This is a genomic window from Trinickia soli, from assembly GCF_002879855.1.
Taxonomy (GTDB): domain Bacteria; phylum Pseudomonadota; class Gammaproteobacteria; order Burkholderiales; family Burkholderiaceae; genus Trinickia; species Trinickia soli.
In genome coordinates, this window is the sequence record NZ_PNYB01000005.1 from 237,762 (window position 1) to 252,949 (window position 15,188).

At 55.6% G+C, this 15,188-nt stretch carries 12 protein-coding genes and 1 pseudogene; 10 read left to right on the forward strand and 3 right to left on the reverse strand.

What is annotated here, in order from left to right; all coding sequences use genetic code 11:
• Window positions 1–55 precede the first annotated feature (55 nt).
• The 5 genes from C0Z19_RS08265 to C0Z19_RS08280 all read left to right on the forward strand — a co-directional run bounded on the left by C0Z19_RS08265 (window position 56) and on the right by C0Z19_RS08280 (window position 5,921).
• Entirely contained in the window at window positions 56–3,046 is a 2,991-nt protein-coding gene (locus C0Z19_RS08265) for a lytic transglycosylase domain-containing protein (RefSeq protein WP_146012018.1), read from the forward strand.
• The gene (locus C0Z19_RS27910) at window positions 3,039–3,485 is read left to right on the forward strand and encodes a DUF5991 domain-containing protein (RefSeq protein WP_146012019.1); all 447 of its coding nucleotides are present in this window, start codon (window positions 3,039–3,041) and stop codon (window positions 3,483–3,485) included. Before C0Z19_RS08265 ends, C0Z19_RS27910 begins: the two co-directional genes overlap by 8 nt.
• 189 nt (window positions 3,486–3,674) lie before the next feature.
• Window positions 3,675–4,211 carry a hypothetical protein gene (locus C0Z19_RS08270; RefSeq protein ID WP_233196052.1) on the forward strand — a complete coding sequence of 179 codons (537 nt, stop codon included), beginning with the start codon at window positions 3,675–3,677 and terminating at the stop codon, window positions 4,209–4,211.
• 309 nt (window positions 4,212–4,520) lie between these two features.
• Complete coding sequence (locus C0Z19_RS08275; protein ID WP_146012020.1) at window positions 4,521–4,997, forward strand: SMP domain-containing protein; 477 nt, start codon at window positions 4,521–4,523, stop codon at window positions 4,995–4,997.
• Window positions 4,998–5,159: 162 nt separating this feature from the next.
• Window positions 5,160–5,921: a hypothetical protein gene (locus C0Z19_RS08280; RefSeq protein ID WP_102609370.1), complete on the forward strand. Its 762-nt coding sequence runs from the start codon at window positions 5,160–5,162 to the stop codon at window positions 5,919–5,921.
• Between the two features lie 371 nt (window positions 5,922–6,292).
• Here the strand turns inward: C0Z19_RS08280 and C0Z19_RS27915 are convergent, their stop codons facing one another.
• Window positions 6,293–6,529 carry a hypothetical protein gene (locus C0Z19_RS27915; RefSeq protein WP_146012021.1) on the reverse strand — a complete coding sequence of 79 codons (237 nt, stop codon included), beginning with the start codon at window positions 6,527–6,529 and terminating at the stop codon, window positions 6,293–6,295.
• Between the two features lie 910 nt (window positions 6,530–7,439).
• Here C0Z19_RS27915 and C0Z19_RS08290 point away from each other — a divergent pair.
• Complete coding sequence (locus tag C0Z19_RS08290; protein WP_102609313.1) at window positions 7,440–8,201, forward strand: hypothetical protein; 762 nt, start codon at window positions 7,440–7,442, stop codon at window positions 8,199–8,201.
• Between the two features lie 13 nt (window positions 8,202–8,214).
• Window positions 8,215–8,593 (forward strand): annotated as a pseudogene (locus tag C0Z19_RS08295) (IS5/IS1182 family transposase); the annotation flags it as partial.
• 197 nt (window positions 8,594–8,790) lie between these two features.
• Here the strand turns inward: C0Z19_RS08295 and C0Z19_RS08300 are convergent.
• Both C0Z19_RS08300 and C0Z19_RS08305 read right to left on the reverse strand, forming a co-directional pair.
• Window positions 8,791–9,057 (reverse strand): hypothetical protein, encoded by a 267-nt coding sequence (locus C0Z19_RS08300; protein ID WP_102609314.1) that lies wholly within the window; start codon window positions 9,055–9,057, stop codon window positions 8,791–8,793.
• On the reverse strand, window positions 9,050–9,799 hold the full coding sequence (locus C0Z19_RS08305) for a DNA/RNA non-specific endonuclease (RefSeq protein WP_102609315.1): 750 nt from the start codon (window positions 9,797–9,799) through the stop codon (window positions 9,050–9,052). The genes C0Z19_RS08300 and C0Z19_RS08305 overlap by 8 nt, the downstream gene beginning before the upstream one ends.
• 733 nt (window positions 9,800–10,532) lie before the next feature.
• Between C0Z19_RS08305 and C0Z19_RS08310 the strand changes: the two genes are divergently transcribed.
• From C0Z19_RS08310 to C0Z19_RS08320, 3 genes are all read left to right on the forward strand, one after another.
• Entirely contained in the window at window positions 10,533–11,108 is a 576-nt protein-coding gene (locus tag C0Z19_RS08310) for a cupin domain-containing protein (protein WP_102609316.1), read from the forward strand.
• Between the two features lie 366 nt (window positions 11,109–11,474).
• A complete protein-coding gene (locus C0Z19_RS08315; RefSeq protein ID WP_102609317.1) occupies window positions 11,475–14,207 on the forward strand; it encodes a TonB-dependent receptor in 2,733 nt (910 codons plus the stop codon).
• Between the two features lie 213 nt (window positions 14,208–14,420).
• Window positions 14,421–15,116 (forward strand): energy transducer TonB, encoded by a 696-nt coding sequence (locus tag C0Z19_RS08320; RefSeq protein WP_102609318.1) that lies wholly within the window; start codon window positions 14,421–14,423, stop codon window positions 15,114–15,116.
• Window positions 15,117–15,188: the final 72 nt, after the last annotated feature.

Consider the following 15,188-nt stretch of genomic DNA (forward strand, 5'->3'; position numbering starts at 1 on the left):
AACGGTGCTTCTTGCGTGCATTGACATCAACGTTGATCGATAAGAAAGAGACGCCATGAGCACAACGAACCCTCCACATCCCGCAGGCCGTAAGAAGGCGCCTTCGCATCCTACGCCGGCTTCGGCATCACCGCCTGTGCCCCCGGCACCTGCATATGTGCCTTTGAAATGGAGCTACCCATTCGCGAGGGGGGACAATAACGAGGCAGACGACGCACATTCCTTCTTCGAGGCGCTCAGCAACGCCGAAGACGGGTTTTATCCGTTGGGCGCCAATGGTATCTGGCACGGGGGAATTCACTTCGACACGGCAACCGGACAGATCCTGAAGCAGGAGGCCGGTGTACGCGCGATCGCCGATGGCGAGGTCGTCGCGTATCGCATCGATTCGAAGTATCCCGTGCTGAAGTATCAGGACGGCAAGAGCTGCATGTACTCGACGGGCTTCGTGCTTGTGCGGCACAAGCTCGTATTGCCGCCGGCACAGAACGTATCGGGTACAGCGAGTGCCGCTTCCCCTGCGTCTGGCTCTGCGAGCGCCTCAAGCCCGCATGCGGCGTCGGCTGGCCGATCAACAGGACCGGTGTCTACTGCAGCGTCCGCAGATGAAAAGCTTACGTTTTTCAGCGTGTACATGCATCTGCTCGACTGGAAGAGCTATAAGAGCGCAATTGACGTCCCGCAGCCGGCAGGCGATCCCTCGAAAACGTCGAACCAACCAGCCACGTCGCCGATTAAGTGCATGTCATTTTGGAAGGGCGAAAAGCGGTACCGGGTAGGTGCCGCGGCTAACGATACGCAACATGAGCCGAGCACATTCGACTTTTCGTTGCCGGATTCGCTGCGCGTTGATTCACTCGGCGGAAGCTTTGACCCCTCGCGCATGACGGCTGGCTTCCCGGATCTGTCGGGCGCTTCGCTGAACTGGCTGGAACCTACGACGCCGGCGGCGGATCCGAGCGCGGCGAATCCCTTTCGGCTTGATCGACAACAACCGCCTGCCAAGCCAAATTCAACGCAGCCTTTGGCAAAGGGCGCGCAGGTATATAGCAAAGCGAAAGGTGACGCGATCGGGATATTGCCCGTTGGCTGTGAGGTTCGGCTTGGTGCGGTGACGGAGAAGGATAAGGGGTGGGCGCCGATTGCGAAGATCGTGAAGGGCGAGCCGTTGGGTGTGGTAGTGGGCGATCCCGTTGATCCCCGGGTGCCAACGGGCTGGGTCAAGATTGATCAGTTCGATCTATTGATCGACCCGAATCCGATGGATTCGGTCGTGGTGCTCGACACGCCGTATCCCATTGCTGCGGGTGCGGTGGTTGGCTACTTGGGCGAGTATCAGCGTTATCGCGAGGCCTCCAAGCTGCCGCCAACGGCGCAGCGGCCAATGATCCATTTGGAGGTGTTCGCGGGGTCGGACTTGCCGGCGTTCATCAGGAAGAGTCAGGCGCGCGCGAGGCAGTTGGCTGACCGGAAGGCGTTTCTGAACGTGCAGGCCGGGGCCATGCTCGTCGATGTCGCCGAAGCGAAGGAGACTGTCGCTCACGGCCTCTTGCTCAAGCCACTCGCCAAAGCGGGTGGTGCAGGGCCGTGGGTCAAGGTGCAGCCGACACGCGTAACGATGCCGATACCTGCTCCAGCTGCGAAACAGGCGGGACATTCTCATCTGCCCTCGAATTCACACCACACGAAGGTAAAACCGATCGAGACGGCGGAGGGCTCGCCCGTTTGGGTTGAGCGCGCGCTTTCAGGCAAGACAACTACGGCGGCGACCAAAGCTTGGAGCAGTTTTCCGTTGAATGTGTCTAATGCGCATGGACCGGCGGCGGGCTTTGACGATGTGTATTCGCGCAGCGAGTTGGATAAGCTCGGCGCAGCGGCAAAAGCGCAGGACGATAAGGCGGCTCAGTGGTGGAAGATTACTGTCGGGACCGCTGACGGCAATAGCCGTGAGGGATGGGTGTGCGAGACAGGGCATGAGCATGTGGGGTGGCATAGCGCTTGGGAGTGGCCCGGGTTCGAACTCATCGACAACACGAGCGTATCGGTAATCGATTCGTTCAAACGTCATCTATATGTCTACGACATGTTATTTGACGGCGACAAAGCGGATTTCGAGCCGAGCGCTCTGAGCGTTAACGGCAGCGCGCTGATTACGAGGTTGGAGAAGGTTGTTGATAAGCTCGGAAACAACGATGGGAAGGTGAGTGCGCAAGAGCTTGGCCGAGCGCAGCGGGTGCGGTGGGTTGCGCAGGCGATGTCGCATTTGGTCGTGCGCTACGAAAGCGAATGGGGCGGAGATCTGAGCAAGTGGGAATCGCTGTCCTCTCTGATGAAGGAGCGGAAGTACATCTGGCAGTCGGAACTCGAGCGGATCGAGAAGCTGCGGTGGTGGGACAAGGTACATGGAGTCGCGGGGTTGCCTGCGGATCCGGCTGTATATCATTTTCATCCGGTGGGGTTGGTGGGGAATTTTTCCATTCAGTCTGACGGCAAGATTGCATGGGGTGCGAAAGTCAGTCCAGAGTTTAAGCGGAAAGTGCTAGAGATCTGCAAGGAACTTGAAGTGGATCCAAATTACCTTATGTCATGCATGGCGTTTGAATCGGGCGAGACCTTCAGAGCGAACATACGGAACCCGTACTCAAACGCTGTCGGGTTGATCCAGTTTATGCCAAACATCGCCGTAGAGTATGGCACCACTTCGGATGCGCTGGCCGCGATGACAAACGTCGAGCAGCTCGACTACGTGAAAGCGTACTTCATGAACTGGCGCGGGCGGCTCAAAACATTGGCTGACGTTTACATGCGAATATTCTGGCCGGCCGCAATTGGGAAGTCTGAGGGGTATGTGATCGCAGAAAAGTGGGCTAAAAATCATGACGGAAGTTACAAGACGGATAAAAATGGAAACAAAATCGTGAACCCTGTTTATACTCAAAATAGCGGGTTTGATACGAATAATGACGAATTGTTTGCTAAAGGCGAAGCTGCTGCTGTTGTTCAAAAAAAATATGACAAGGGAATGGGTGAGGGATTTTATGGATAAAAGATATTTTTGCAAATTTGCAATTTTTATGTTGTTTGCGAGTGCCGGTCCTGGTTATGCGGGGCCGCTGCCGCAGCAATGGGTCGGTAATTATTCGTATCAGTACGTAATGGGACACGCTTCAGGTGCGCCTGCGCCGGCGTGGATTTTTAATTTGACCGTAAAGGACGATGAAAGCTGCGAGTTGACATGGCAAGGGTATCAAAAATATGATGACATCCTTTGCAAAGCATCTGGTGATAGTGAAGATCTGAAAATATATTATACGAGTTTTGCTGACGGGAGCACTGTAGACCCATCTGGAAATCAAGCGTACAAACCGGGCGAGAAACTACTTGAGCTAAAAACGAGCAAGAGCGGAGACAAGATATGGACAAAATGGTGGGCGTTGAATAAGGGTAATGTTTTAAAAGACGGCGTACGATTTGTGCGCGATTGATTGAAAAGATCGACGGTCGTCCGTATATTTATAGATGATTTATCGTGCGCTTATTCGCTTTTCCGTCGACCCGGAGGCGTAAGCCGATATGGTAGTTCGATGGCGGAACATTGTATAGGCTTCGGGACAGCGGTGTGCGGAAAAACAAAACAATATTTCCTATAACCAATTAGTCGAACGGGCGATATTATGATCGGAAAGAAAATTATCGGCGCACTTGTGTTATGTTTAATTTTAGGTTCGCCCGCATTGGCTCAAAACCGTCTGAATAATCCTGAATTTTCGAACTATCCTGCGACGATTTTTGTGGGGCGCCTGATGATACCCCCTTATTACGTAAAATCTGCCGACGTCTGGCGTGACGATATGGGGAAGCAGGTGGCTGCGCCGACAGTCAATTTTGCTGGAAAGCATTACGTTGGGCTTCATAGCTGCGGGACTGAATGCCGCTATTACACGTTATCAGATCTTTCTACTGGGAAAGATTTAAAGGCGCTGGATATGTTCTCTTCGGATGGGGAGAAGCCTTTGAAGACACGAGATGGTCGGACATATATTACAGAACTGGTAACCCGTCCCGACAGCGCGATGATCGTAGCGCGATATCGCATCGATGAATCATCGGGCCATCCGGCAGAATGCCGCGAACGAATCTTTACGTTAAGTTCGGATGGACAAAAAGTGGCCCCGATCACTGGAACAATCAAGGGCTGCGTTAGCCGCTAGACTGGCGTGTTGGGGCATCGAGGCATGCGATGATGGTACAAGGACCGCAATGCGATTGACCACGTAGTGAGGTGGGTTCATGTAATGGAAAAAACAAAAGGTTCGTTGGGGTATTTGGATAGAGTGCGGGAGAGCACATAAGTGCCGCTCGGCCCTCCGCGCTCAGACGCGCGTAACTCTTCTTCATCGCAACACCCTACCTCAATTAACGTGTTGCACTTGGAACTAGAAACTAAGTCGTCGGGGTTGCCGCCGGTCCCTCGCATGCTGCGTATACGTGTGATGGAGGAGACATGAACGTAATGATATATGCTCTTCACCATGGCGGCACGAGCCCAACGTACCGTGGACGAGGGATTTTGGAGGCGAAGATCATGTCGAAATTTGATCTGGGCCTGCGAAACATTTGCGATGATTTCCTTGGGTAAAAAAATGAAGAAGAAATTCCTATGGATTATGCTCGGATTGAGCGCGACGTTCGCTGTTTCCGCCCATCCGTTACCGTTAATAATCGAGGATGAAGGCCTAGCCGCGGTTAGCGATGAAATTTCGTCGATGGTATATCAGGATAAATCGTTTGATTCCTTCAAGAATTATTCCTGTAAGGTCGTCGGTGAAAAGGCCGCACTGTCTGAGAGTGCAGCGGTGGAAGCCTATTTCTTAACGACCGCTGATGCCTGCGGGTGGGGCGCCGCGTTCGGTCCGATGTGGTTGGTAAGAACTTCCGGGGGGGAGGGATCCATTGTGTTCAGCACGGGCGGTTGCTCGATTTATGCCGGAAGGTAGCGAGAAATTGGATGCGAAATATCAAGGTTGGTGGCGGAGTCACAGGGCATTCCGAATTTGTAATTTATGAATTTATTGGGCGGCTCTATCAAAAATCCGATAGAAACTAGGGTTTGATGTTGTTTCGCGTCGGGTCGGCGCGTGGCTAAATGGAGTGTACCCTTGACTTCAGCGATAAGATTTCATCAAAATTCGATCCTGGTGATAACCAAGAAGGTGACCCTTTCCAATTTCTTAATTACAGGACTCGCCGCTGCTCTTTCTTATGCGGCCTACGTGGATGATTTCGCCGTATCCAATTGGCCATGGAGGACCAGCCTATTTGTCGCCTGCATATGCTCTCTGGGGCCGTTTCTCGTATACCTTCCGACGCGCCGCACGAATGCATTGAGAACATGCGGATTCATGGCGGCAATTGGTGTTTTCGCCGTTTATTATTTTTTCGGGATATTTGGATATTTCTTCTATTTTGGATTTGCGCCGATGCCGGGTTGGTCACGCTGGCTTGGCCTGATAGGCGGTGCGGCATTGACCGCGTATTGGGCGGCAAAAACCCACAAATCTGTCAAGTATACTATTGATCACACGTCTTTCGTAACATCGGCATTCGCCGATGGAGATGATGTTGTCTCATATGATATTCAAAGGGGAATGGCCAAATTTGAAAAATTGCATAAGGAAAGTTCGCCGTTTCCAAAAATTTATGCATATATCGTCTATGCGATAGCTCCGTTTTATCTGGTATTGAATCGGCTTCTCGGGAGTGATTTTGGATCTACCGGAGTTTTCTTGTTTATAGCGATTTTGGGGATGCCGTTGTCGTTATGGCTTGTTGCACTTTTTGTTCGGGTACTTTTGGTGATGATTGTGCTTCCGATCGAACTTGAAAGAAAGCATCACAAGCGCGTCGTCGTGACAGTTTAAGCCTCGGTTTGAATCGCATTCCAGTGCGCCTTGCCTTGCCGGAACGGGTTGAGAACTGATTGAAGGTTGCCGGGGCACACCAGGACATAACGTCGATAAGATGAAGAAGCGCCCTGTCGTGATATCTGTGCCTGATAGAATGGTACGGAAATCATACAACTGTATCGGCAGTGGTGGATTTTTTGTCACCGTTAAAAATAGCGATGTAAATCTCGAAATAGACGTGAGCCGTGGCCTCGTTTGAATGGCAAAGTCAGAAAAGGGTGGTGAAAAAATTCAGCCGCAGTAACGCACGCGATCGATGGTTGCTATATAGGTAAGGATGAGCATTATCTCGCGACGCGCAATGCTCTAAAGGTGTTAAATTGAGATTAAATAAACACTTCGCGCTTTTCCTCTGCTTGGCTGCGTCCTCTGCATGCGCTGATGACCCGGTATCTGTCAAATTCAACCCCTCGACTCAGGCCATTGCGATCGATGTCGGTGGGGGGCAGGTCAAGCATTGTGGATTGGCCAGGAAGATTGAGCACGCGGCTCCCCACTTCAATTGGAACAAGAAAGTGGTCATTCTCACGGACGTCGATTTCGTCAGGGTACGTGATGTTCAAGTCTGCTCAGGTGGTAGCGTAGTGCCATCGCACATCCCTCAAAAGGTGGGATTTTTGGTCGATGTGAACCAGGAGCATAACGTGTATCTGGCACTCGATCTCGTCGGAGTCACCCCAATGGCGTTTACGGCAACGGTCGCGAGGTTGGGCGAGACGCGGTCGGTCTTGAGTGCCCCCGGCATTTATAGTGAGAAAAAGGGCGATGGGAAGATGAAGGAAGAGGCCTTTAGTCACGTGATGTCGACCCCTGGACGCATTTCTCCCGATGGCCGGTACGTTAGTGCAGACGGCTCTATGGATTGTCGAGCCGGGTCTTATCCTGGTGTTTGGGACTTAACGTTAAAGAAGCCGGTTACAAGGGACGATGGGTGTGAAGAACTATTTCCCGAAAAATAGATTTGGATTTTCATTCAATGCGAAAGTACTATTGTCGGAGAATGGGCAATAAGATCGGCGCGAGATTTTTTGCGCCGCAATCATTTCGGAAACCTTCTGGGCTTGAAGAGGCGTTCAGCTATCACGAGGAGTTACTGTCGATGGCAGGTACCAAAGGGGGTAATGAAGGAAGCGGGCATGGTCGCGCTGATATTCACGATTACGCTTGATACGGCTGAGTGGCCGAGCGACTGTAAGCAGATCGGGCCAGATTCATAAAGGCCGGATTGAGTGCAGCTATTGCCTCCGCGCTCCTCGGCGGGGCAGTCGCATGGCTGACGGGAGGAGCGGTATTGCCGGTCCTTTTGATTGTGGTCGGTACGCTTGCTGCCGCCCTTCCGGCGGTGAGGAGTGTTGGGGTGATGTTAAAGAAATCTGCGGACTATCTGCGAAGTGTTGCGGCCAAAGATTACGGTCGCTATTCGGCGATGGCCGCGAAATGATTGGCGCCGTAACCTAGATTTTCGGAGCTGGAATGAGTGAGGCACATCAAGTGGATCGAGATTACGTTGTGGAGATGATTGGAAAAACGATCCCTATTTGTTTGGTGTTCCCGCTTTCAGGGGCGGGGCTGGGCTACGTTATTTATGGAGATAGCAGGGTCGCCTCAGGGTTGTCATGGGAGGTTGGTGTTTTTGTCGCGATCATTTGTTGTTTTTTACTGGCATTTGTCTACTCCAAGTATCGAAGGACGAATGCGTTGATGGCATACGGAATCGTTATGTCACTTGGTGTTGTTGCGATTTACTATTTCTTTGGGGTGCTGGGTTATTTCTATTTTTTCTTATTCTCTGATGAAAATTGGATCTTCCGATGGATAGGGGTGGCATTTGGACTTGGTCTTTCCGTGTCGTGGATGTGTGTTGCATATAATAATGTTAAAAATGTAATTCGAGCGACGAATTTTGTTGAGAAGGCATTCGTGGGGATTGAGGGAGCTATTGTTTATCGCATTCAGAATGGAATACTGTTATTCGATGAGGTGAATAATCAAAAGCGTTCGCCCCGGAAGATATATGCGTCTGCCGTATACGGCGTGACGCCATTTGGTTTCGTGTTGTATAGAATTTTGTCGACTAATTTTGGTGGTAGCGGTGTATTAGTTTTCGTTGCGGCGCTTGGTATGCCGGTATCTCTGTGGTTTGTTGGATTTTTCGTGCGCGTGTACCTGATAATGATCGCCTTGCCCGTTAAAGTCGAAAGGCAGCAGCAAAAAAGGGTTGTGGTTGCGGCTTAGAATCGGGTAGCAGACGAGCCTGACGCGCTGGCGTAAGCGCCTGGGTGAAGCCGGCGTCGAAGAGTTGCTGGCCGAGACGATTGAAGCGGCCAAACGCGCGAACGTCATCAAGACTTCGAGCCTGAAGCGGGTGATCGTCGATACGACGGCGGTGGAAAAGGCGATTGCCCATCCGACCGATTCACGGCTGCTCGAACGCTGCCGCGAACATCTGGTGAAGGCTGCGGCTCAACACGGGCTGCAGCTGCGGCAGAACTAAACCCGTGAAGCGCCGCGACGTGCCCCAAATCGGCCGCTACGCGCATGCCAAACAGTACATGCGGATGCAGAAAGCGCTGCGCCCGTTGCGTTCGCGAGTGGGACGCGTGATGCGCGACGTCGAGCGGCAACTGGACCGGGGTTTCCGCCGCAGCGTTGCCCGCCTCGTCGCGGTCGTATGCAATCCACACACGCTCAGTGCCGTGACGCTTCACGAAGATGGCGAACAGCGCCAGTCCTGGCGCCGACCAACGAGAGGTGATGGCGAGTGGGCGCGAGCCTGAAATCAGTCAGTCGCCAAACGAAGGACCGGCGCCTGCGCCGGCTTCGCTCAAACAAACGGATTTCGCACCGACCCCGTGTCGTCCGGCGGCGCGCTGCCCGCTTTCTCCGGCAGCGTCTTCTCGCGCTCGAGCGCCGCGACAATTGCATCGACAGCCGCCTTGAGCGCAAGCGCTGCCTTCAGTCCGCGCTTGTCCTTCGCGATTTCGAGCGAGCCCGCCAGGGACACCGATTCCGTCCCGTTCGATATCGTCAACGCATCGCCTTCAATATTGACGACCTCATCGTCATTCGCAAATGCATGAAAGTCAGACACCTTTCAGTCCTCCGATTCGTTGGTCTTTCAGCGATTCAGGAATCCCCGGAAAGCGCATCCCGCTCATTGCTTCGAGTTCGTGGACGGTCTTCACATCGTAGCGATTCGTCGAGACGTTATCGACGACCACAGCAAACGCCATTTTCGCGGCCGGCACATAAACCACCTTGAACAGTTGCGTCGGCACGAACACATGCGAAGCGCCGATCGTCCGCAGCGTTTGTCCCGCGAACAACGGCCCGGTCATGACGTATGCCTCGCCGTAGCGCTTCGCAATCTTGCGCACGGCTGTTTCGACATGCGCCCACAGGTGCTGATTGTTCTCGCGATCTTGTGGCACGACGTTGGCGAGCGTAAAAGATTGCGCCATCGCTTCGCCGTTCCAGCGATCACCCGCGGGGCTCATGTGCCCGCGGTCGAAACCACTGCGCTTGTAATCGGCCAGCGTCGCCCCTTCGCCCGGCGGCAGCGAAGGATCCTGAAAGAACTTGTTCGTACGCACTTGTTCTTTGGCTTCGTCCAGATGCGCTCTCGTCAGATGCTCGGCCGACCATAGCGGCCCATGCGTCAAACCCGAATGCAGCACGGCGAAGTCGGTGTAGCAGAGCAGCCGCGTCTTCGGCGCCATCTTCGCGTTGGAGAGCACGGGAAACTGCCCGTTCGGCGCGAACTGCGGACATTCCGCCGCCACGACTGCGTGTGCGGCGGCGGCCATCAGGAAGGTGACTAAAAGCTTCTTCATCGGAGCAAGTGTTTGTGCATCGTTTGAGCATTGAGAGGGACGCAAGTATAGCGGCGCCAGCAGCATCGCAGCACATCTCTTTCATCGAGCGAAAATAATCAGAACTCCTACTTTTATAACCGAGCAGACACTCACGCGGACTAGTGATCGGCCAAAGCGAGGAGTCTGTCCCGGACAAGCGTCGATTCGACGCGCAGCCGCGAACCGAGAGATGCTGCGTTGCACAATTTGTCGGAAGCTGCGAAGACCGTCGACCAGCTGACAATTGGAATTGAGTGAAATTAAAATGAATGGAGATAGAAAGCAAAATGCAATTTATAAGTTAACAAAGTTAGATGAACCCTTCTAATGAGAACCTCTTCGGTTGTGAATTTCATCCTGCTATTGTCTCCGAACCTGGCTTTACGGCCGCTGCCACGACGGGTTGAATTGATTGATAGAAGTTGCAACCCGGTTGCGATAAGGAGGATTTCCAATCCCGTCTTCCTCAGGGTTAATTGGCGAGAATGCTATATACGAAAAGCATTTAGCCCCACAGGCTATGTGGTGTGAAAGGTTGCACCGTTCGTTGCGCTGCTTCACTGGTGGGCAGGCCGCCCTACGCTGGCGCACGGGGGGTTCCGGTGCAAGCACAGAGGCGGTGCGTGACGAAAAGGGTCGGCTCGGGGTAAACCTTCGGTAAACCTAATTTAGTTCTATCAAACAATTTTTGACGGCCGGTTTCTGTCCTGATATGGTTCCGCACACTGAAGATAAGACAAACGCTGCTCTTGTGCTGGGCAGCAAAATCAGAGCGCTTCGCAAAAGGCTCCAACGCACACTCGATGAGACGGCAACTGCTGCAGGCATCTCAAAGCCGTTTCTTTCGCAGGTTGAGCGAGGGCTGGCAACACCGTCCATTACGTCATTGGCCGGTATTGCGCGAGCGCTTGGTGTAACGGTGCAGTTCTTCGTCGAAACGCCAACGGAAGCCAAGTCGGTCAGGCGTGCGGACGAATTGCAGTTCTTTAGCTTTGCCGATTCGGCCAACCTTTTCGCCCGGCTCACGAACGTGTCCGGCGACAGGCAGCTCGACGCGATTCTCGTCAGGCTGCCTGCAGGACAGCCGCCGTCGGAAGTAACAACGCATGCGGGAGAAGAGTTTCTCTATGTGTTGCGTGGTGAGATAACGCTGAACCTCGAGGGCACGACATTCGTTTTGCACGCGGGAGATAGCGCGCACTACGAATCCACGGTCCCGCACGGATGGGCCAACACCGCCAATGATGAGACGGTGCTCGTCTGGGTCGGGACGCCAAGGTTGTTTTGATTAGCCGCTGTTGGTTTCCTAGCGGCTGCTGGTTTTCGCATGACAGTTAGGAATCCTAACTAAACCCAACATATGGGACCGGCAGCCAGGCGCCTCTCGCCGCGTACTTGCGGCCGAGGTCGCACGCCTGCACGCTGAATTTGGACATGCGGGCGCGGTGCAATTCCGGTGAGTTAGGAGTACTAACTAACATGCCGGGTCGGGTGCAGTCGTTTCGCGCATCGGCGCCCGATGGCAGTCAAGGGTTGTGACGAAAGTGCAAGAACGGGGCAGTCAACAGGGGCGGTGCAGTGGTGCCGCAAGCGAGAAGGCGCGCCAGGCCTTCTCGCAAAACAACTTGGCGTTACTGACGAAAGAAGGGGAAAAATGAAACTGACGGCTTTAGGATCGGCCATACGAACCATCGTATGGGCTGAAGTGGCGTTGACGGCGGCGTTGGGCACGTCGGTGGCCTTCGCCCAGAGTCAGCCCGCGGCACAAGGTGCGTCTTCGACGGCCGCTGCGCCGGCTGGGGCGTCGGGCGCAGCAGCATCGAGCAAGACGGCTACGCCTGCCACGGGCGAAGCAGCGAAGACGAGCGGCCATGTGCAGAAGCTGCAGCGCTTCGAAGTGACCGGCTCGCTGATCCGCCAGTCCGACAAAGTCGGTTTCAATCAGGTTCAAACGGTGACGGCGAAGGAGATTCAGCAAAGCGGCGCTTCGTCGGTTGCGGACTTCCTGCGCAATACGAGTGCGAACTCGGCCAATAGCTGGAGCGAGGGGCAAACGGGCAACTTCGCGGCGGGCGCGGCCGGCATGGCCCTGCGCGGCCTTAGCGAAAAGTACACGCTGGTGCTCGTAGACGGGCAACGCGTCGCGCCGTTCGCAGCGTTCTCCAATACGGTCGACTCGTTCTTCGATCTGAACACGCTGCCGCTGAACGACATCGAGCGCATTGAAATCGTGAAGACGGGCGCCGTGTCGCAGTACGGTTCCGACGCCATCGCGGGCGTGGTCAACATCATCACGAAGCACAACTTCCACGGCGTGCAGCTCGACGGCAGCTATGGCAGCGCCATCAATGGGGGCAACGGCCAAGGCACGACCAAGTTCGGCATTCTCGCCGGCTTCGGCAATCTGAACAGCGATCGCTTCAATGTCACCGCGGCAGCGAGCGTTTATCAGTCGAGCGGCTTCACGCTCGCCGACCGCGACTCGACGCGCAACGAAGATTGGACGGGCAAGCCCGGCGGCTATTCGGTGCTCGCGCCGTCCTACTGGAATATGCCTGACGGCAGCGCGCAAGCATTGAGCTCGTGCGCATATGGCGGCATGCTGCGCCCTGCCGCAACGAACTCGCTGACGCCCGGCATGGCCGGCACCCTGTGCGGCATCAACACCGCCAGCGGCATGTCGATCCTGCCGCAGACTCAGCGCTTAAACGCAAAGGTCCACGCGGACTTCAAGATCGACGACAAGACCACCGCGTTTGCAGACTTCCTCGTCAGCCGCAACCAAACGACGACGGACGACGGCATCTGGGGCAACACGGTCGGCAATCCGCAGAACCCCGCGCTCTATTGGAATCCGCAGACGCAGCAGCTTGCCCCGTTCAATTTCACGGTGCCGGCAAGCAGCCCCTACAACCCGTTCGGGGTAGCGACGCCGCTGACGTATTCGTTCCCGAATACGATTGCCGAAAAGACCGACGCGACCTACTGGCGCGCGGCTACGGGCGTCAAGGGTTCGTTCACGCTGCCGTACGGCGACTGGGATTGGTCGACCTCGCTCAGCCACTCGCAAAGCACGGTATCGAACACCTATACCAATCAGTTGAACGTTGCGGCGCTGAACAACATCTATCAGAACGGCACGTTCAACTTCGCCAATCCGTCGGCTACGCCGAACGGGCTCAACGGCCTGTATCAGAACGCGGGCAACCTGGGCATTTCGAAGCTCGATACGGTTGACGCGACGATTTCGACGCCGAACCTGTTCCATCTGCCGGCCGGTGATGTGGGTGTCGGCTTCGGTGCGCAGTTCACGCACCAGAGCATTTCGTTGACGCCGGGCTCCGAATTCTCCAGCGGTGCGGTGCTCAACCCGAATCTGCAGACCGTGATCGGTCAACGCAACGTCGGCGCGGCGTACTACCAGATCGACATCCCGATCATTCACAATTTGACGTTCAGTCAATCGGGTCGTTACGACCACTACAGCGATGTCGGCGGTGCCTTCTCGCCGCGCTTCGCGTTGCGCTATCAGCCGGTGCAGGCGCTGACGTTGTACACGTCGTACGACCGCGGTTTCCGCGCACCGACGTTCGTCGAGGACAGCAAGTCGCAGACGATGGGCATCCAGGTCGATCCGAACACCGGCCTGAACTACACGTCGATCACGGTGGGCAACCCGAACCTGTCGCCGGAACGCACGCGCAACTTCAATATCGGCTTCCAGATGTCGCCGACGCGTACGACCGACATCGGCCTGGACTGGTACAAGATCCGCGTCGACAACGTCATCGGCCAAGGCCGGCCGTCACAGATCGTGACGGACCCGACCTCGGGCGCGGTGCTGTACAAGTTCATTCCGTACTCGAACCTGGGCTACCTCGACACGAACGGCTTCGAAGGTACGTTCCGTCAGGCCTTGCCGACGCACGTCGGCACGTTCACGGTGTCGGGCGACTGGGCTTATGTGAACCAGTTCAAGATCGGCTTCCCGGGCCGCTCGCCGGTCAACGGCGCCGGCAACAACTACACGATCACGCAGCCGTTCGGCGGCAGCTTCCCACGCTGGCGCGGCAACACGACATTGGACTGGAACTATCACAAGTTCGATGCGGCTCTGACGTGGCAGTTCACGGGCCCGTACGCGCAAAACCTGCTGCCCGCGCCTGCGCCGGCGAAGGTGGGCTCGTATAGCCAGTTCAACCTGATGGTCACGTACACGGGCTTCAAGCACTGGACGATTTACGGCGGCATCGACAACATCTTCAATCGCACGCCTCCGTACGATCCGATCTTTGCAGAAGGCACGCTTGATCTGAACGGCTACGACCAATCGATTTACTCGTATATCGGTCGGTTCGCCCAGATCGGCGCAACCTACAAGTTCTAAAAACAAGGCATCTCGAGATAGCTGGTTGGTCCGCCGCCTTCACTTCAGTCAATGCTTCAGCTGAAGGCGGCACTGAAAATGCGTGGGTGGCGGACCTTGTTCCAGGCAGTGGCAAGAAGTCCCTTGTGATCGGCCTCATCCCGCGGTTCGTTACATGACGAGCGCCGCAATCACGGAACCAGGCGATTCACGCCGGGAGGATCGAAGGTGGGTATGAAAGTGGAAGGACAATCGCCCGGGGCAGCATCCGGGATCGCATGGTCGGGACGCCCCCGCGAGTACGGGCGAAAGCAGCAAAACCCCGCGCGCCGCTTCGGCGGCATCGCAATCGTCATCGGTTTGCACATCGTGCTCGTCTATGCACTCTTGAACGGCCTCGCCACCAAGGTCGTGCATGTGATTCAGCATCCGATCGAAACCAAAATCATCGAGCCGGTAAAGCCGCCTCCGCCGCCGCCGTTGCCGCCCGTGCAGCTGCCGCCGCCAAAGTTCGCGCCGCCGCCGCCGCCGTTCGTGCCGCCGCCCGAGGTGCCGGTACAGGCTCCGCCGCAAGCGACGATCACGCACCAGGCGACACCGGTGCAATCCGCGCCCGTCGTTGCGCCGCCCGCGCCCGCGCCGGCGAAGCCCGTCGTGCATACGGAAGTTGGCGTCGTGTGCCCGAATTCGGATCAGATTCGCGGTTCGATCGCCTATCCGAAGGAAGCGCAGGAAAACGGCGATACGGGCGATGTCACGATCGAATTCACGGTCGATCCGCAAGGCCATGTCACGAACGAGCGCGTAGCGAAGTCGTCGGATCACGACAGCCTCGACGACGCTGCGTTCAAGGCGGTCAAGCGGTTCAATTGCATCGCACAAGGTCAAGCCGTTCGGGTGCAGGTGCCGTTCTCGTTCAACCTCAACTGAGCCGCATTGGCCAGACGTTGGGTCGAGCGCCGGACAACGACGCATAGCAGCCCCCGAACTACACGCATACAA